Genomic DNA, 18,868 nt, shown 5'->3' on the forward strand with positions numbered 1-18,868 from the left:
GGAGACCCGCGCATGGCAGCCACTGGCTTCCGCTTTCCGAAAGTCGACCTGGGCCCCGAAGCGGAACAACTCCGCGCCGACGTCAGGGCTTTTCTGGCGGAAGAACTCGCCTCCGGCGGCTTCACCCCGATGGCGGACTCCTGGACGTCGGGCTACTCCGCCGAGTTCAGCCGCAAGCTGGGTGCCAAGGGTTGGTTGGGCATGACGTGGCCGAAGCAGTATGGCGGCCATGAGCTGACCGCGCTCGATCGCTACGTCGTCACCGAGGAACTGCTGTCGGCGGGCGCTCCGGTCGCTCTGCACTGGATCGCCGATCGCCAGAGCGGTCCGCTCCTGCTTCGCTTCGGCACCGAGGAGCAGCGGCAGTCGATCCTGCCGCGCATCGTCCGCGGCGAATGCTATTTCTGCATCGGCATGAGCGAACCGGACTCCGGGTCCGACCTCGCCTCGCTGCGGTCGAGCGGCAAGCGGGTCGATGGCGGCTGGCTGGTCACCGGTCGGAAGATCTGGACCAGCGGCGCGCACCTCTGCGACTACATGATCGCCCTGATCCGTACGTCGCCGCGCGACGACACGGCCCGCCACGACGGCCTCAGCCAGTTCCTGATCGACCTGAAGAGCAAGGGCATCTCGATCCGCCCGATCAGCAACATCGCGGGCGAAGCGCATTTCAATGAGGTCCTGTTCGAGGACGTGTTCGTGCCGGACTCGATGGTCGTCGGCAACATCGGCGACGGCTGGAAGCAGGTGGTCAGCGAACTCGCCTTCGAACGCAGCGGCCCGGAACGCTTCCTCAGCAGCTTCGTCGTCCTGCGCGAAGGCCTGCGCGAGATCGGCGAAATGCCGAACGACGGCGCTGCCGGCAGCATCGGCAGGCTGGTGGCCCAACTGAAGGCACTGCGGCGCATGTCGCTCGGCGTAAACGGCCTGCTGCAGGCGGGAGAATCCCCCGTCGCCGCCGCGGCACTCGTCAAGGAGGTGGGCACCCGGTACGAGCGGACCGTGTTGGAAGACATGCGTCAGCACATCCCGTACCGCCCGGCCGGCCAGTCTCCGGACGCCTATGCGTCCGTCCTGCGCGACGGCATCCTGCACGTTCCATCCGCGACCATCCGCGGTGGCACGAACGAAGTCCTCAAGGGCATCGTCGCCCGCGAACTCGGCCTGCGCTGATACGGCGCCGATCAACGAATAAGTCGAAAGAAGACAGATGAACGACAGCGACAATCTTATCGTCGATACGGCCACCAAGCTCCTGCAGGACCTGTCCACGCCGAGCATCATCAATGACGCTGAGGCGGGGAAATGGCCCGGGGGGTTGTGGGATGCCCTCGAAGAGTCCGGCCTGACGCTGACCTGGGTCTCCGACGAACTTGGCGGTGCCGGGGCCGAGGTATCGGACGGGTTCGCCGTGCTGAAAGTGGCCGGGCTGTTCACGGCCCCTGTCCCGCTCGCCGAGACGTTGCTCGCCGGGTGGCTGCTCGGCCAGGCCGGAATGAACGTTCCCGCCGGACCGATGACGGCCGGACCTGTCTACGCCGACGCATCGATCGACCTCAACGGCGGCAAGCTGACGGGCAGCGCGCGTCACCTGCCCTTCGCGCGCTCCGCCAAGCACATCGCCCTGATCGTCCGCGACGGCGGCACGCCGAAGGTTGCACTGGTCGCGGCGGCCGACTGCGCGATCGCCCACGGCGTCAGCCTCGCCGGCGAACCGCGCGACGATGTCTCGTTCGACGGGGTGACGCCGCTGAAGGTCTCGCCCGCACCAGCCGGACTGGACGAGACGCGCCTCGCCATGGTCGGTGCCGCCATGCGATCGGTGCAGATGGCCGGTGCCCTGCAGAAAATTCTGGACCAGTCGGTGCAGTACGCGACCGAGCGCGTGCAGTTCGGCCGCCCCATCGGCAAGTTCCAGGCCATCCAGCATTCGCTGGCCGAGTTGGCCGGCGAAGTCGCTGCCGCGGGTGCCGCAGCCGATGCCGCGGCAGAAGCCGTGGCGCGTGGCGCCTTCGACGATGCGGACGTCGCCGACATCGCGACCGCAAAGATCCGGGTGGGCGAAGCCGCGAGCACCGGGTCGGCGATCGCCCATCAGGTGCACGGCGCGATGGGCTTCACCTACGAACACTCGCTGCATCACGCCACCCGCCGGCTTTGGGCATGGCGCGACGAGTTCGGCAACGAGGCACAGTGGTCGATCCGCCTGGGCCACCTGGTGGCGAAGCGCGGCGCCGACGATCTGTGGCCGTTCATTACCGGGGCCTGATCACCGCTCCGGGCTGAAATGACGAGGGCGCCGCTCCCGGCCGGGAGCGGCGCCCTTTCTCTTCGCCGACGGATGCAGTGAGATCAGCCGTGCCGGCCGTAGAGCATCACGATCGGCTTGTACGGTGAGTCCGGCAGTTCGGCATGCCGCGCGCGCAGGCCGCGTCCGCCCAATGCGTTCAGCCACTCGGTATAGAGACCTTCCAGAACCGGTACGAACCAAGTGTCCGGAGCGTTCTGGTACATCGGGACCATCGGATAGGCGCCGTGGACAACCTTCAGATGCGGCCCCGCCTCCTCGATCTCGACCCATCCCCAATCGATCTGCCACAGGACCCGGTTGATCTCGGAAACCAGATCCGGCAGCGACGTGCAGTCCGGCAGGGGCAGCGACCGTGCCACGCGTGTGCCGACACGGAACAGGAAGTCCTCGGCGGCGGATGCTTCGACCTGATCGTAGAACTCCGCCACCATCTCGGTCAGAAAGGCGCGCCATTGCTCGGCGCAGCTCCGCTGGCCGTAATAGTGAAGGCTTGACTGCACGTCGGTCATAGATCGGCTTCCCCCCGGCGTACGGATTCTCAGCGATCCCCGCCGAGCGTGTGACGCAGATAGATCAGGCCGGTCGCCTCGAACCAGTCGGCCGCACTGTCCATGCTCGCGGCTGCGCCGATCGACGTCTGACGGTTGACCTCATACTCGATCTGGCCGCGGACGTTCAGACCGATGCCGGTGTCGTCCTCGGCGGCATAGGTCGTGATCGCACTCGCATCGGTCCGTGCCCGATCCTCGAGCGCAGCCTGGGCGCCGCTGTCGTGCGGGAACACCGGCGTCGCGTCTTCCTCCCAATCCTGGATGCCAATGGCACCGCCAATCATGTAGGTGACACGATCCCGCCGTGCGATGTACTCCGCCGGCACCGAGAAGGACACGTAGCTCTGCGGACTGAAGTAACCGCCGTGTCCCATCGTGAAGTAACGCAGATTCTTGTCGTAGGTGAAGTAGCTCAGGCTACCCCCGACCTTCAGTTCCTCGTCCCGGCGCTGGATGAACCGGTAATAGGCGCCGAGATTCATCTCGAACATGTCGTTCGTCTCGGTGTCCTCGCCCTGCAGCTTGTAGTAGGCACCGTTGACATAGGCGCCGACGGCGCCGTCGTCATAGTTCAACTCCACCCGACCGCCCCTCCGGGTCACGCCACCCCAGGTGAGATCCTCGGTCCTCGCGTCTTCGGCGCCCGCATAGGACAGAAGGCTGTCGGTCACGGCGCGCTGCTCGAGCGTGAACTTCAGGCCGATATTCTGGTCCAACATCGGCGCAAAGCTTACGCCGCCGACCGGGTTGATCAGGTCGAAGCCGAGCGGAGTGACGCCGAGGTCGACCGAGAACGCATCGATCCCGTAGCCGACGTTGACGCCGACACCCGCGGCGTCCTGTTTGCCCGGATCGAGCAGAGGCAGCAGGGGATTGAGGCCAAAGCGGTCGAGATCGCCGCTGCTGACGTTGCCCGCATTCAGGTAGGTCGGCGTCAGCGTCGCGGTCAGTCGCCCCGCCCCGGGGGAGAAGGTCGCCTTCATCGGCGCCTGTATGTCGGTCAGCCGATCCAGGCCGCTGTCGCCGTCGCGGCCGCGGAAGCGAATCCCGCCTTCGAAGGACGGCCCAGTCTCACGCCGGATCTGGGCGAGGCTGGTCTGGATGTCGCTCATCAGATTGTCGGGTTGCCGCTGCACCCGCGAGGCCGGATCGATGAACGGCGGCACGTAGCCGTCGCCCGCCGGCGAGGGATAGGTCTGCGGCGGGCGGGCCTGCGCCTGCCGGGCGGCAGGCGCGGGAGCGCCATAGCTGCCAGTCGGCGGCACGTACGGGACATAGGCCGCCGGATAGCTCCCCTGGCTCTGCAGGTAGGGCGGCATCGCCGGGTCGGCACTGGTGTTGGGCGTGCGTCCCGAAACCGACGGCGGCGGCGGAAGCACGTAGGCCAGATCCACCCGCGGATCGGCCGAGGCGATCTGCACGGGCTTCGCGCTGGATGCCGTCTGCGGCCCGGCTTCCGCCGGAAGCGCCGCCTGGGGACGCGAGAAGGGATTACGTCCTGCACCCGCAGGGCGGAACGGATTGGCGTTGCCCGCAGTCGGCACGGCGGGCGAGAGGGTGCGGAACGGATTGTTCGGCAACGGCACCCGGCCCGCCGGCGAGGCCATCGAGGTGGTCGCCGCGGCGATCTCCTGTTCGCGCAGTGCCCGTGCCGTCTCCAGCGACTTACGCGCCGTTGCCATATCCCCCTCGGAGCGCGCCACTTCTCCGACGAGGTAATAGAGGCGGGGCTCGCGCGGATACCATTCCAACGCCCGCCCCAGGAGGCTGGTCGCGTAATCATGGTCGCGCGACGCGATCGCGGCGCCGACGGCCCCACGGATCACGTTCAGGTCGGTCGGGTTCAGCTCCAACGCCGTCGAATAGACCGACCGCGCCTCTTCGGTATAGCCCGCTGTCCCGTAGACCCGCCCCAACGCCATCAGCAGGTTCACATTGTTCGGATCCTGGGCGAGATGCGGATAGAGGATGTCGTAGGCGTCGGCATAGGCGCCCGCCTCGCGCGCACGGTCTGCCTGCATCACCGCCAGGTCCGCCGACTTGCCGGCGAGCTCGCGACGTTCCCGCGCCGTCATCGTCGCGTTCTGCTCGAGCGAGCGGATCCAGGCGGCGGCTTCGGCCTCCTGGCCCGACTTGAGCAGGACGTTCACATACTGAAGCTGCGTCTCCGGCTTCGCGTTGCCACCCGAGACGTGCGGCCGGAGGATCGCGAGTGCACGCCGGCTGTCCCCGACATCCGCCATAGCGCTGGCGACGCGTGCCGTCTTGTCGACGGTCTGGGGCGGCAGGCGGTAGAGCTCGTCCAGGATCCGCTGCGACTCGCGCGGCAGGCCGGCCTCGGCGAAGGCCTTCGCCCGGTTGATCTGCGCCTTCATGTATGTCCGGTAGCGCAGATCGCGCATCGCGGAGGTCTGGCTTGCGACGGGGACGCGGTCGAGGGCGTAGATCGCCTCCGTCGACATCTCCTGTTCGTCGTACCAGATGGCGGCCGCATGCAGCGCCGCCGGGGTCGTACCCGGCGCGTCGACCATCGACTGCACCATCTCGCGCGCCTGGCCTCGCTCGCCCTGGCGTGCCAGGAAGCGGGCGAAATCGAGCCGCACCCAGGGGTTTGACGGGTCCGATACGACCGCATCCTGGTAGATGCGGAACGCCGCGTCGCCCTCTCCCGCAAGTTCGTACTGCTTGGCCTGCATCCGCAGGACCTCGGCACGGCCTTCGGCACCGAGCCCCGCACTGCCGACGTTCGTACGGTCGAGCCGCGACGACAGCGCGAGCGCCGCATCCGTGCGATTCTGAGCCACATAGAGATTGAACAGGCCGCTGATCGCCTGAACGTCGTTCGGATCACGCTGCAGGACAGCCTGGTACTCGCGTTCGGCCGCATCGTCCTTGCCCTGACGCACCAGGACATCGGCCAGCGCACGCCGGGCCTCGCTCGCATCGCTCGAATTGCCGCGTGCCAGGCCGGTCAGGATCCGCTCGGCCTCGTCCAACCGGCCGGCTGTCATCGCCGCCTCGGACTGCTCCATTCCGGCCCAGAAGCGCGCGCTCTCGTAAGCCTGTCCGTAGCGCTGGCGCGTCGCGCGCGAGCTGTTCACGGCACGGCCGAGAAGCTCCGATGCCTCGCTGAAGCGCTCTTGCCGCAACCTGACGATGCCGAGTCCGGCAAGAGCGTCGGAATCGCCGCGGTTCAGGCGAAGTGCCTCCTGGAAGCGCGCCTCGGCGTCGGCCAGATCGCCCTGATTGAGCTCGTCGAAGCCCTGCATCCGACGGCGGACGGACGGCGGCGGGCCGGAGGGTGCGGAAGCCGTGGCTGTGCGCGTCCGCGTGCCGCTCAGGCGCGCCTGGACGTCGCGGTCGTTGGGATAGCGGTTGAGGTAGGCTTGGTAATAGGACCGGTCTCGCCCGTCGAGCGAAAGCCAGAGCACAGCCTGTCGCCACGCCGCGGCCGCATCGGTCGCGACGGCCGGCGTCCGCGAGAGCTCCTCCAGCCGCTTTATGCCCTCGCGGCGCGTCGACTCGCGATAGGTCAGCACCCGTGCCAGGGCGAGACGCGCGCGCGGATCGTTCGTGCTCTTGACGATCTCTTCCAGCCCGCTGCGCGCCCGGTCGAACCCGCCCGGCGAACCGGCGAGGGTCTGGTAGTATTCGAGCGCGTACGGGCCGGTCGGGTCGCCGCGGAACGCCTGCTCGTATTGGCGGGCTGCCCGGTCGTACTGGCCGGTTTCGGCCAGCTGGCGCGCCTGCGCGACATCGGCGGGGCTGACCTGGCCGCGCCGCACCGCCTGCTCCAGGCGCGTGATCTGCGTGCCGGCCTGCGGATGGGCCGCGCGCAGGCGACTCAACAGCTGGCGCGCACCCTCTATGTCGCCCTGCTCGGCCTTCAGCATTCCGAGCTCGAGGAGGCCTTCGCGGTGGGTGGGGCTGCTCCGCAACAGGCGCTCGAACGCCTCCATGGCGAGCTCGGGGCGGTTGCGGCTCTTCCAGTAGCGCCCGCGCTCCAGCAGCACCTTCTCGGCCGCGGATCCGGTCGCTGGCGGTTCCGCCTGCCCCGGTGCCGCGGCCGGCCCACTGCCCGTAGCCCCGACCGCTACCGGCGTCGGCGCCGGAGCCTGGGCGATGTTCGTCCAGCCACCGGACGACGGCGCGGCCTGGGCGACGCTGCTCCAGTTCGCGGCGCGTGGCGTCGCCTGGGCGATGTCGACGCCGGTGGCGGCGGGTACGTCCCCGCTCACCGCCGTCCACTGCCCTGCAAGGGCGGCGCAGGGGACCAACGCCGTGGTCAGCAACAACCCCATACCGAAACCGACACGCTTACTCATTCCGGCGTCCTCCCTACCCCACCAGCGCTCAGGCCGACCGCCGCCGCACCCGCATCGAAGCCAGCTTCTTCAGGAGCGAGAAGAGCAGCCACGCGATGAGGATGACGCCGAGCGCGAGCAAAGCCACCAACAGGAGCGGCTTGTCCGCGAAGTACCACTTGACCTTCGTCGTGATCGGAAGGTCCTCGGTCTCGCGCGTGTACTGCTCACCCACCCGGAAGCTGGTGATCTCGTTGCCCTTCAGTACGACGAGGTCGCCCTGGACCGACGGCGCCAGATCCGGCGACTTCACCGCTGTCGTCAGCCGCACGAGACCGGCGGGGGATTGCGCAGCCGCGGCCACCACCGTCCGGCCGTCGTTCAGCGGCGACTCAAAGCTGACGAGGTTGGCCATGTCCTCGCCGCTCGAGGTCAGCAACTCGTCCGCGAGACGCCGCTCCTGCTCACCCTGCGGCGAACCGCCGACGATGGCCTCGAACCGGCTCGAGGTAGCCGCGAGCCGCACGCGCAGGCGACCCTGGTCGACCTGGAACGGGCTGTCCTTCGACCATTCCGCCAGCAGCGGCTGGTCCTCGTAGGTCCCGATGACCAGCAGGTCGCGATCCGCCACCTGGTCCACCTGACCCGGCCCGACGACGACATGCTTGGTCCCGGGATACCCCGTCGCGTCACCCATCAGACCCATCAGGTTTAGATAGGCCTCGATTTCGGCCGCTGCCGGGCGCGGGGGCATCACCACCGCCGTCTCGGACAGGTCCGCCATCCGCGTGAACGGATAACCGGAGTTCACGAAGAAGGAGAGATTCGGCAGCGGCGCGTAGCGGATCGTATTGGAGAAGTCGATCGTCGTATCGGGATCGATCGCGGTCAGGATGTTCTCGGGCGGCTGGCCTTCGCAGTAGCCCGGAATGTAGGGCTTCAGGTCGAAGAAGTACTGAAGCTGGTTCTGCCCCGAGATGAGATAGGGGGGAATGTTCACCAAGCCTTCGTTGACGGTGAAATTCATCCCCGTCACCGCATCCCGGATCGTCTCCAGCGTGCGGTTCTCCTCAAGCGGAAGGCTCTTGAGGTAGTAGTCGTTGATCAGGACGTCGAGCCGCGAGTCGCGCCAGTTGATCCACTGGGCCGACGGATAGCGGTACTTGACGCGAAGCGGGATCCCCGCCTCGCGCCAGGCGAAGAAGCCCGGCGCCGTCTGGAAGTTGACCGTGAGGAGGCCGGGGAACACGCCGCGGCCCATCAGTTCGGTCGGCTCGGCGATCAGCTCGCCCATCCGCACCGGCCGGTTCGTCGGTAGCCACGCGGGGGCGTCGAACGGCTGGCGCTCCGGCATCTGCGGCATGCCGACAACGGCCGTCGGACCCGAGAGTCCCGCCGCACCGAGCGCCAGTGTGCGCGCCGCCGCCTGCAGTTCGTCGTCGTTCCGGCCCATGACGAGCAGGAGCCGGCTCAGTTCGTTGTAAGGGTTGGCCACGATGGCCAGGGTTGGCCCCTGAACCTGCGGCAGCGTGAGGCCGGAGGGACGGGCGTCCGCGGTTGCGAAGATGACGGCGTTGCTGTTCGGGACGTCGCCGAAGCTGACCGGGAACTTCGCGCCGCGATAGGACGCGAGGTCGCCGAAATAGCCTGCCACCGACCCTGCGGCCTGCAGCATCGTCTGGCTCGCACCGGCGGGAAGCACGAACGGCAGCGCCAGCGGATTGATGTCGCGGCGGTCGAAGAAGGGCAGCGGCAGCAGCGACAGGTCCGGCCGCAGCGGCAGGCGCTCCTTGACCATCTCGATGGACGTCGTGTCGCTGACACGGCCCCACAGAGTGCTGTGATAGGGATCTTCGCAGCCCAGGGTGTAGTGCCCGACGAACTTGAAGAGGATCTCGTTGTCCTCGCGGAACAGCACCGGGTTCGCCGGCAGCTGGACCGTCCGGCTCTCGGACATCTCCTTGACCAACTGAATCGAGCCGATCAGTTCCTGGTTCACGAAGACATGGAGATGGCTCAGTTCCGGGATCAGCGCCGGCGAATAGGCCATGTTCAGGTTGACCTGTGCCGCCGTCACGACCTCGTCGCGGCGCACCGCGAATTTGCGGCCGGCGTCGTCATCGACGCCCCGCAGGAGGATCGGCGCCTGCTCGCCGAGGTCGCGCAGGGTGATCGTGTCGGAGCGCGCACCTGCCGTGTCCGGCACGGGCAGCCGCACGAGGTCCGTTGCCGTCGCCGTGCTCGTGGTGAGAGCCCGGCCGACCGCCGGATCGGGCAGGTAGATGCTGGGTGCGCCGGCCGGGCCCGCTTGGGTCCGTCCGTTGGCAAATCCGCGGGCGTTGCGCTCCGGCTGGGTCGCGGACGGCCTTGGCTGGCCCGGCACGCCGTTGTGACCGGGAACGCCTTCCGAGCCGTCGAGAGCGACGGGGGAATTGGCACGCTCGTTGGCGAGTTGCGCCGGCGTCGGCTGGTATCCCTGCCGTTCCACCGTGCCCGGACGCGGCGCCGGCATCGGCGCGGAGGTCGTCGGCGGCATCTGCCGCTGTGCCGCCTGCCCCGTAGGGCTGCCATAGGGCTCGGGGCGCTGGCTCTGCGCATCGGCACCGGATGCCCAGCCGAAGGCGAGCGAGCCGACGATCCCCGCCACCGCGAGCATTGCCGGCGCGGAGCCGCGCCGACGCCGCTTGAAGAAGGAATTGCTGCGGCTTGCCGCGGCTTGGTCTGGACGACGCCTACCTTCCTGTCGTGCGACGGGCCGGACGCGCCGCCCGTAGAACGCGCCGAGGATCGTGGTGACGATCGAGCGAGCCGCTCGCAACGGCCGGTCGGCGGAGTGGCCGTCCCAGTCGAGCCAAGCATCCGCCCGTCCGAAGATCGCCCGCACGAGGCGACGTTGGTCCGCGATCGTCTCCAGTTCGAACATAAGACGCAAGTCCTCCCCCTCCCAACTGACGACGCGCGCCGGAACGACGACGGATTCCCGACCGGCGGGAAGCTCGACGTCGACCCTGTCGTCCGGGCCGAAACCATTCGGATTACGAACCCGGAAGAACGCGCCGCCCATCGAGATGTCTTCCGACGTCGACATGACGGTCCGTCCATCCGGGAGATAGATCACCCCCGGCAGTCTTACCTTGAGACGCACGTTGCTCCGCACCTGTCGTGCCTCCCGCGCCACCGCGACCGCGGCACCGAGCGTCAGCAGGTTGAACAGCGCCCACGCCATGTTGAGCGCGAGCACCTGCATCTCGCTGTCGGAGAGGTTCTCGAAGATGTAGCGCAGCAGGCCGATCACGCTCGCGAACGTCAGCAATGCGATCAGGATGAGCTGCGGCCGGACGACGCGCGTGTCGAAATAACTGTCGGGCAGAAGGCCGCCCTTCTCGGTGACGTTGAACGAACCCCGGCGCGGGTTGAACAGTGTCACGAGCGTCGGCTTCAGCAGATAGAATGTCAGGACGCTTTCGTAGATCTCGCCCCAGAAGGAGTGTCGGTACTTCGAGACGATCCGCGAATTGGTCACGACCGCGTGCACCAGGTGAGGCCCGGCATAGGCCAGCACGCCCAGCGCCGATGCGCCGATGATGTTCTGTTTGAAGAGCAGATACGCGAGCGGCGCGGTGAGGAACACGAAACGCGGCAACGCGAAGAAGAAATGGAACATCGCGTTGAGGTAACAGAGCCGTTGCGGCAGCTTCAGGCCCCGGCCGAGCAGCGGATTGTCCAGGCGGAAGATCTGGGTCATGCCGCGTGCCCAGCGCATCCGCTGGCCCATGTGCAGCGCGAGCCGCTCGGTCGCCAAGCCGGCCGCCATCGGCAGCCGCAGGTAGGCCGATGTAAAGCCGGCCCGGTGCATCTTCAGCGCCGTGTGCGCGTCCTCGGTCACCGTCTCGACCGCGAACCCGCCGATCGCCTCCAGCGCCTCGCGCCGGATCACCGCGCAGGAACCGCAGAAGAATGCGGCGTTCCAGAAGTCGTTGCCTTCCTGGATCAGGCCGTAAAAAAGCTGGCCCTCGTTCGGAATCGAGTAGCCGCTGGCAAGGTTCCGCTCGAACGGGTCGGGCGAATAGAAGTGATGCGGCGTCTGGACGACGGCCAGCTTCCGGTCGCGCAGGAACCAGCCGACCGTCATCTGCAGGAAAGCCCGGGTCGGCACATGATCCGAGTCGAAGATGGCGATCAGTTCGCCGTCGGTATGCTTCAGCGCGTTGTTGAGGTTGCCCGCCTTGGCGTGAGCGTTGTTGTCGCGCGTGATGTAGCCGCAGCCGGCCTCCTCGGCGAACTGACGGAACTCCTCGCGGCGGCCGTCGTCGAGGAGCCACACCCGCAGCTTGTCGCTCGGATAGTCGATGCTCATCGCGCCGAGCACGGTGATCCGCACCAGGGCGAGCGGCTCGTTGTACGTCGGGACGTAGAGGTCGACCGTCGGCCACAGCGACGTATCTTCCGGCAGGGGCTCGGGCTTGCGTTCGAGTGGCCAGGCCGTCTGCAGGTAGCCGAGGATCAGCACGATCCAGGCATACATTTCCGCAGCGAGCAGGCCGGCGCCGAGCACGGCCTCGATCCAGGTCTCGAAGACGAGCGTATCCGTAAAGCGCCACCAGATGTAGCGGCTCGACACGGTGATCGAGAGGATCACGAGGACCAGCGTGATTCCGCGCCCCTCGAACCGGCTGAGGATGAAGAGCAGCAGGAGGCAGACGCCTGCGAAGATTGCCTGCGACTCGAGGTCGAGATCGGCCACGACCACAAGCGCCAGCGGGATCATCGCGAGGATGATCCCGATCGTGGCGATCAGCTTGCTGCCGCCGGCACCGCCACCGCCGCGCCCCACCCTGTCTTCGTCGGTCACCGCGCCGCCATCCTCAATCCCCCTACAGCGGTCGTCTCGTCCGCAAGGATGTCGTCAAGCCGCCTCGCCAGATCTGCCATGTCGTAGGCGGCCTTGCTGTCCGGCGCGAATTCGGCAACGAGCCGTTGCTTTCCGATCGCTTCCTGGACGGCCTCATCCCGATAGATCACCCCCGCGAGCCGATCCCCGATGCGGCTGCGAAGGACGGTGAGGACGTCACGCCTCAGCCGCCTGCGGATATCCACCTGGTTCAGAGCGTAGAAAACGTTCTCGGTGCCCCACTCCCCCCGGGCGTCCTCGAAGAACTCTCCCGACTCCAATTTAGGGAGAATTGCAACGGACGTCGCGTCGGCGAGCATAACCGCCAAATTCACGTCCGCAAGTGCAGATAATTGTTCGAGAAACGCCGATCGGCCGGGCGGCAGATCGACGAGGATCAGTACGTCCGGCGCCGCCAGGAATGGCGCGAGCCGCGCGCGCAACCAATCCGGATCGCCGCGGACGAAGGTCATGAGGCGCTGCGCGGCGTGATTGTCGATCGCACCGAAAGGGAGGAGCAGAACGCCGGAGGCCGTTTCGAAGATCAGGTCTTCCCACGGACGATTGCGGACCGATTCCACGGCCAGGCCGCGGCCATCGCCGAGCGGCATCGCATAGTGGAGGCGCAGCGCGTTCTGGGAATCCAGGTCGACCACGAGAACCTGCCAGCCGATACGCTGGAGCTCGTAGCCCAGGTTCGCCGTGAGGGTCGTCTTCCCCACTCCTCCCTTCGGGGACGCGACGCTGATCAACGGCATGTCAGGACAGGCGCTTGAAGATCTGTGACAGCGGCGTCTCCCGCGCCCGGGCAGGCGGAGGCTCCTGACGAACCGGCTCGGGCGGCGTGTCGCCGCGAAGCTTCGCGAATACGCGTTGCAGCTGCCCGCGCGCTTCACCCGTCTGCTGCGGATGGGGCTCTTCCGGAACCTCGGCCGGCGTCAGCTCGCGTTCGACATAGGGCGGACGCGGCGACGTGGCCCCGGTCGGGGACGCAGGCGGAACGACGCCACTCGTGGCAATACCTGGGGCAACGCTGCCCGCCGCAGCCGGCACGGGCTGCGACGCACCGGAACGCTGCCGTTGGCCGCCGGTGGCCGAATCGAGGAGGGACCAGTCTGCGCGGGCGCGCACCTCCTCCTGCGGCGTCTCGAACTCGATGTAGCGCATGTCGGGATCTCCGATATGCGCCAGCATCCGCTCTATGTCCGAAGCCTTCTTCATCCCCACCGTCCCCATCGTCGCCGTCGTCACGCGATGACCCGCAGCCTGGATCGCCGCGGTTCTCACCGCCTGGGTGCGCGCGGTGTGCTGCGATGGTCGCCGCACCTCGCGAGGAGCACTTCCTTCGCCAAATGACGAAACGCCGACGACACTTCATTCCCTACCAATAATTTGCCCCGTACGGCAATGCGGGCGATACCCATTCCGATGCTCAAAGGCCACGGGTGCCGCTTTGCCGCAACAGGTCCGCCACCGCGATACGGGAAAGCAGGATGAGACTGGCCGAATAATAGTCGTCCTGCGCCGTGATTCCCGGCAGCGCCTCGCCGCTCCAGCCGCCCCCCATCGCGACGTCGACGATGAGGCCGATCGATCTCAGGCCGTTCGACGCTTCGTACGGCGCCACGGACCGACCATCGAGGCTGGCCCATCCCGGCTGCCGTTTCTCCTGCCAGTGTTCCTGCCAGAAGCCCCGATAAAGCCGCAGCCGTTCCGGCGTACCGAGCCCGGCCCAGACCAGATAGAGCGGAATCCGCACGGCGTCGTAACCGAACCGGGCGGGCCGATCGGCCGCCGGGCGAATTTCGCCGGTGGGTGCGATCTGCAGCCAGTCGGGTGACAGCCCCCAATGCCCGAAGCGAGCATCCTCGATCAGTTCGAGGCCGTCGCGCCGCACGCTCGACCACACCGGTGCCGGATCGATCCCGATGATCGCTTCAATGGCGGGGAAGACATAATAGGAGAGATTGACCGTCACGCGCTCGCCGGTCTCGAAACCGTTGAAGCCCGGCAGCAGGACGACCCGGCCGCCGACCTCCGTCACCAGCAGCCGGCGGACGTCGCGCGCGATCCGCCGCGCCGCTTCGGCGTAGAGCGGCTCGTGCCACCGCTGCGCGGCACGTGCCAACGCCCAGGCAATGAAGAGGTCGCCGTCGGTGGCGTTGTTCGCGTCCGGCACGGGAGTGGCGTTCCCGGGCACGTACCGCCAAGCGTGCAGCCAGGTACCCTCCCAGCGCAGATTGGCATCCGTCCACGTCCATATGCGCTCGAAGGTCTCGCGGTCGTCGAAGGCGGCCGCGAAGAGCATGCCGAATCCCTGGCTCTCCGTATGCGACACGTCACCGTTGTACGTGTCGACCACGCGTCCGTCCGGCCGCACGAAGCGCGCTTTGAAGGTCGTCCATTCCTGCGCATCGGGTGATATCGAGAGAATCCGCGGCAACTCGGCAGTTGTCCCGCCGCCGCTCGATGCGATCAGGGCGACCAGCGCGACAAAGAGCGCCAGAGCCCCGGTTCGGTAGAGACGGATACCGTTCATGACCTCGGCCGTTTCTGCACGCGGCATTGCAGGGAGACGCAGCGCCGGCAGGCTACTCTCCGATGTTGCGCCGGGCCACGTGAAAGTAGTGCTAATGCATCTGCGCCGCAGTTCCGTCGGCACCCTTTGCGGCGGCCGCGCGTCGCGCTAGGCTCTCGGCATGGCAGAAAAGAAGGGACTCAACGGCCACCGCTTCGAGCGGCTGAGCCATGGCGGCGAGCCGGATGTTCCGGTCGCGCGGCGTCCGCGTGCCGAGGACGTGCGCTTTCCGCTGGAGCAGGTGCTCGGCGCGATCTTCGGCCTTCATGTAAAGGTTGCGGGTGACGCGTTCACCGCGCGCACGCTCGGGACCGAGCGCGAGGGCAGCGCCGTGCTCGTCGGCGAGGGTGGTCTCATGCTGACGGTGGGATACCTCGTCACCGAGGCCGACCGCGTCGACCTCACCGATGTGAACGGGCGCCGGATCCCCGCAACGGTGGTCGGGGTCGATCAGGAGACGGGCTTCGGACTGGTGCGCGCCCTCGAGCCGGTCGATGCGGCCCCGATCCCCTTCGGCGATTCCAGCGCGTTGCGCGAAGGCAAGCCGGTGATCGTCGCGGCTGCGGGTGGACTGCGGCAGGCGATGAACGCTCTGGTCGTGTCCCGACGCACCTTCGCCGGCTACTGGGAGTATCTGCTGGACAGCGCGATCTTCACGGCGCCGCCGCACGGCCGGTGGAGCGGCGCCGCCGCCCTCGGCCTCGACGGACATCTCCTGGGCATCGGGTCGCTGCTCGTCCAGAACGCCGAGGCCGAAGATGAGGCGCGACCGGGCAACATGTTCGTGCCGATCGACCTGCTGGAGCCGATCCTTTCGACCTTCCGCGACACCGGCCGGTCGCCGCGCCCGCCGCGGCCCTGGCTCGGCATGCTCACCGCCGAGGTGGAGGGCCGGCTCGCCGTCGCGAGCGTGACGCAGACCGGACCCGCTCACGGTGCCGGTCTGCGCGAAGGAGACCTGATCCTGAACGTCGAGGGTCGCGAAGTGACCGATCTGCCGACATTCTACCGGTTCGTCTGGGCCCTCGGCCCGCCCGGCGTCATGGTCACGATCCACGTTTTGCGTCATGGCGCCCGCGTCGAATGCGTCGTACGGACCGGGAACCGATACGAGTACCTCAAGCAGCCGGGCCGGGCCTGACGGGGCGTCGCCCCTGGCAGCGGGTTGCCCCTCCCGTTATATGGTAACCTCCAGCCGCCGATCGTTTGCGGGATGGGGTGCGGGAGCGGAGCTATGCAGGGCCAGACGGCGGATGGCGACAGGGGCGAGCACCAAAAGCAGCCCCATGGGCAGCCGGAAGAATTGCACGACCACCATGCCTGCATCGTCGACGCGCTCGCCGCTGCGGGCGAGGTTTGCGCCGCACGGGGCGCGCAGCTCACGGCCCTGCGCCGCCGTGTCCTGGAGCTGATCTGGTCGAGCCATCGTTCGGTCAAGGCCTACGACCTGATGGAGCAGCTCGGCACCGCCGGCAAGCCGGCCAAGCCACCCACGGTGTACCGGGCACTCGATTTCCTGATCGAGCAGGGCCTAGTCCACAAGGTCGAAAGCCTGAACGCCTATGTCGGCTGCCCCCATCCGACATCGCCGCATGAGGGCCAGTTCCTGATCTGCATCGCCTGCGGCCGTGTCGACGAGATGCGCGACCCTGCCGTCCGCGCCGCCATCCGCGCCGGTGCGCAGGCGGCCGGTTATGTTCCGGAGGGGCAGACGATCGAGGTCCGGGGTCGCTGCGCGCGGTGTCGGCCTTGACCGCAGCGGGGTCGAAGGCCGGACCTCGCGACGAACATCGCCGGAGACCGCTGATCGCGGCGCGCGGAATCGGGGTCGCCGGGCGCGGCGCGCCGATCCTCGAGAAGGTCGACATCGAGATTGCGGCTGGCGAGATCGTCACCCTCGTCGGGCCGAACGGCGCGGGCAAGACCACCCTCGCCCGGATCCTGCTCGGCCTCGACAAGCCCGATCTAGGCGTCGTCGAACGGGCGGATGCGATCGTCGTCGGCTATGTGCCGCAGAGGCTCGGCATCGATGCGGTGCTGCCGCTGACGGTCGACCGCTTCCTTACGCTGGCACGGCGTGCCGACCGCAGGACCGTCGATGCGGCGTTGGACGAGGTCGGCGCGCGGGAGCTCGGTCGCCGTGCGCTGCACGAACTCTCCGGCGGCGAGTTGCAGCGGACCCTGCTGGCCCGCGCTCTGCTGCGGAAGCCGGACCTGCTGATCCTCGACGAGCCCGTGCAGGGCGTCGATTTCAGCGGCCAATTCGAGCTGTACGAGCTGATCGCGCGGATCCGCGATGAACGCGGCTGCGGCATGCTGCTCATCTCCCACGATCTGCATCTCGTGATGGCGGCGACCGACCGCGTGGTCTGCCTGAACCGCCACATCTGTTGCGCCGGGCACCCGGAAGACGTCAGCCGGGACCCCGCCTACGTGGCACTGTTCGGCCCCCGCGCCGCGCGCGACCTCGCCGTCTATCACCACGAACACGATCATCGGCACGATCTGCACGGCGGCGTGGTCCCCATCGCGGCCGACCATCGGCACGAACACGACCATCGGCACGACCACGATCAACACGATCGTCGCCGGGTATGATGCTCGACGACTTCATCGTACGGGCGCTGCTGGCCGGCATGGGGGTAGCGATCGTCGGCGGCCCGCTCGGCTGCTTCATCGTCTGGCGCCGCATGGCCTATTTCGGCGACAGCCTCGCCCATGCCGGGCTGCTCGGCATAGCCCTGGGGCTGACACTGCAGATCGGCGTCAACGTCGGAATCCTCGCCGTGTGCGTCGCCCTCGCTCTGGTACTCGCCATGCTCGAACGCCAGCGCCGGCTGGCTACCGACACGCTCCTCGGCATCCTCTCGCATGCGTCGCTCTCGATCGGACTGGTCACGATCAGCCTGCTGGCGACCGTGCGCGTCGACGTGATGGCCTATCTCTTCGGCGACATCCTCGCGGTCGTTCCGGCAGATCTCTGGTGGATCTATGGCGGCGGCGCGGTCGTCCTCGCAGCACTCGCCTATCTGTGGCGGCCGCTTCTGGCCATGACCGTGCATGCCGACCTCGCCCAGGCGGAAGGCATCAACGTCGCCGCCGTGCGGCTCGCCTTCATGCTGTTGATCGCGCTGGTGATCGCGATCGCGATGAAGATCGTGGGCGTCGCCCTCATCACGTCGCTTCTGATCATTCCGGCGGCCACCGCCCGGCGGTTCTCGCGCACCCCGGAGCAGATGGCCATCGGTGCCAGCCTGCTCGGCTGCATCGCCGTCGGCGCCGGCATGTTGGGTTCGCTCACCTGGGACACGCCGTCGGGCCCGTCGATCGTCGTGGCGGCGACGTTGCTGTTCGCGATCGCCCTCGCGGCGGGCGAAGTGGCCGACCGGACCCGCCGCCCCCGCTGACGGGCGACCGCGCCGCCCGTCTCAGAAGGCGATTTCGCGGTTGACGTTCTTGTAGAGCAGGTAGGCGGCCTCGCCGTACCCAGTCGGGTAGAACTGCTGCGGACAGAACGGCCCCATCCAAATGAAGTCCTCGACCCAGATCTCGTGCCAGTCGGTGTCGAGCAGGTAGATCCCCTGCCCTTCCAGCATGTAGAGCCCGTGCTCCATGATGTGCGTCTCGACCGCCGGGAAGCAGACGCCCGGACTGAAGATCAGGATGTTCATCTCCATGTCGAAGCGCATGTCGCCGACCGGCAGCAGGTGCTGCCAGGCCCGCCCCTCCATACCGAGATGGTTTGTCCGCGGCACCTGCGAGCGATGCGAGACGATCGGCTCGGGCGGCGGCAGGTCGATCGCTTCGTAGGGCTTCCGAAGCACGAGCACCTTGGCCGTGGAGTCGGCATCGTTGCGCAACGAAAAGGCACAGCCGGGCGGTACATAGGCATAGCCGCCCGGCGTGAACGCCATGCGCGGATAGCCGTCGACGGTCAGGACCGCTGAGCCGCCGACCGCATAGAGGAAGGTCTGGACGGTGTCGGCACAGGGCTGGCGCGAGCCACCGCCCGGCGCGATTTCCAGCAGCGCCTGGGCGAAGCCGGCGCCCAGCGCGGGCGCCGCCAGAAACCGCACCGCCGTGGCCTCGAAATTGGGCAGCCGGCTCGGCAGGACGCCCTCGGGCGGCAGGAAGGCGTAGTTGCGGCTGACGACACCGCGATTGTGGCCGATCGCGCCAGGCAGGACGCGGCCCGGGCCGGTCGGAAGCGATCTCGGATGCATGATGCCGACC

13 protein-coding genes are annotated in these 18,868 nt (G+C 67.8%); 6 read left to right on the forward strand and 7 right to left on the reverse strand.

Features of this window, described 5'->3' with window-relative positions:
- The first annotated feature begins 12 nt into the window (after positions 1-12).
- On the forward strand, positions 13-1,173 hold the full coding sequence (locus ABIE65_RS15390) for an acyl-CoA dehydrogenase family protein (RefSeq protein WP_354078825.1): 1,161 nt from the start codon (positions 13-15) through the stop codon (positions 1,171-1,173).
- Between the two features lie 37 nt (positions 1,174-1,210).
- Positions 1,211-2,269: an acyl-CoA dehydrogenase family protein gene (locus ABIE65_RS15395; RefSeq protein ID WP_354078827.1), complete on the forward strand. Its 1,059-nt coding sequence runs from the start codon at positions 1,211-1,213 to the stop codon at positions 2,267-2,269.
- A gap of 83 nt (positions 2,270-2,352) precedes the next feature.
- On the opposite strand, the gene bcsD is transcribed toward ABIE65_RS15395, so the two are convergent.
- The 6 genes from bcsD to ABIE65_RS15425 form a co-directional block, all read right to left on the reverse strand.
- On the reverse strand, positions 2,353-2,820 hold the full coding sequence (gene bcsD / locus ABIE65_RS15400; protein WP_354078829.1) for a cellulose biosynthesis protein BcsD: 468 nt from the start codon (positions 2,818-2,820) through the stop codon (positions 2,353-2,355).
- Positions 2,821-2,849: 29 nt separating this feature from the next.
- Positions 2,850-7,187 (reverse strand): cellulose biosynthesis protein BcsC, encoded by a 4,338-nt coding sequence (locus ABIE65_RS15405; RefSeq protein WP_354078831.1) that lies wholly within the window; start codon positions 7,185-7,187, stop codon positions 2,850-2,852.
- Positions 7,188-7,215: 28 nt separating this feature from the next.
- Complete coding sequence (bcsA, locus tag ABIE65_RS15410; RefSeq protein ID WP_354078833.1) at positions 7,216-12,018, reverse strand: UDP-forming cellulose synthase catalytic subunit; 4,803 nt, start codon at positions 12,016-12,018, stop codon at positions 7,216-7,218.
- Positions 12,015-12,815 carry a cellulose biosynthesis protein BcsQ gene (gene bcsQ / locus ABIE65_RS15415; RefSeq protein ID WP_354078835.1) on the reverse strand — a complete coding sequence of 267 codons (801 nt, stop codon included), beginning with the start codon at positions 12,813-12,815 and terminating at the stop codon, positions 12,015-12,017. Before bcsQ ends, bcsA begins: the two co-directional genes overlap by 4 nt.
- 1 nt (position 12,816) lies before the next feature.
- Entirely contained in the window at positions 12,817-13,278 is a 462-nt protein-coding gene (locus ABIE65_RS15420) for a hypothetical protein (RefSeq protein WP_354078837.1), read from the reverse strand.
- A gap of 211 nt (positions 13,279-13,489) precedes the next feature.
- Positions 13,490-14,596 (reverse strand): family 8 glycosyl hydrolase, encoded by a 1,107-nt coding sequence (locus ABIE65_RS15425; protein ID WP_354078839.1) that lies wholly within the window; start codon positions 14,594-14,596, stop codon positions 13,490-13,492.
- Positions 14,597-14,756: 160 nt separating this feature from the next.
- Between ABIE65_RS15425 and ABIE65_RS15430 the strand changes: the two genes are divergently transcribed.
- From ABIE65_RS15430 to znuB, 4 genes are all read left to right on the forward strand, one after another.
- On the forward strand, positions 14,757-15,776 hold the full coding sequence (locus ABIE65_RS15430) for a S1C family serine protease (RefSeq protein WP_354078841.1): 1,020 nt from the start codon (positions 14,757-14,759) through the stop codon (positions 15,774-15,776).
- 93 nt (positions 15,777-15,869) lie between these two features.
- Complete coding sequence (locus tag ABIE65_RS15435) at positions 15,870-16,388, forward strand: Fur family transcriptional regulator (protein WP_354078843.1); 519 nt, start codon at positions 15,870-15,872, stop codon at positions 16,386-16,388.
- Complete coding sequence (locus ABIE65_RS15440; RefSeq protein ID WP_502918537.1) at positions 16,385-17,233, forward strand: ATP-binding cassette domain-containing protein; 849 nt, start codon at positions 16,385-16,387, stop codon at positions 17,231-17,233. Before ABIE65_RS15435 ends, ABIE65_RS15440 begins: the two co-directional genes overlap by 4 nt.
- On the forward strand, positions 17,233-18,042 hold the full coding sequence (gene znuB, locus ABIE65_RS15445) for a zinc ABC transporter permease subunit ZnuB (protein WP_354078886.1): 810 nt from the start codon (positions 17,233-17,235) through the stop codon (positions 18,040-18,042). The genes ABIE65_RS15440 and znuB overlap by 1 nt, the downstream gene beginning before the upstream one ends.
- A gap of 21 nt (positions 18,043-18,063) precedes the next feature.
- Here znuB and allE read toward each other — a convergent pair whose 3' ends face one another.
- Positions 18,064-18,858 (reverse strand): (S)-ureidoglycine aminohydrolase, encoded by a 795-nt coding sequence (gene allE / locus ABIE65_RS15450; protein ID WP_354078844.1) that lies wholly within the window; start codon positions 18,856-18,858, stop codon positions 18,064-18,066.
- Between the last annotated feature and the right edge of the window lie 10 nt (positions 18,859-18,868).

This window comes from Constrictibacter sp. MBR-5 (assembly GCF_040549485.1).
Classification (GTDB): domain Bacteria; phylum Pseudomonadota; class Alphaproteobacteria; order JAJUGE01; family JAJUGE01; genus Constrictibacter.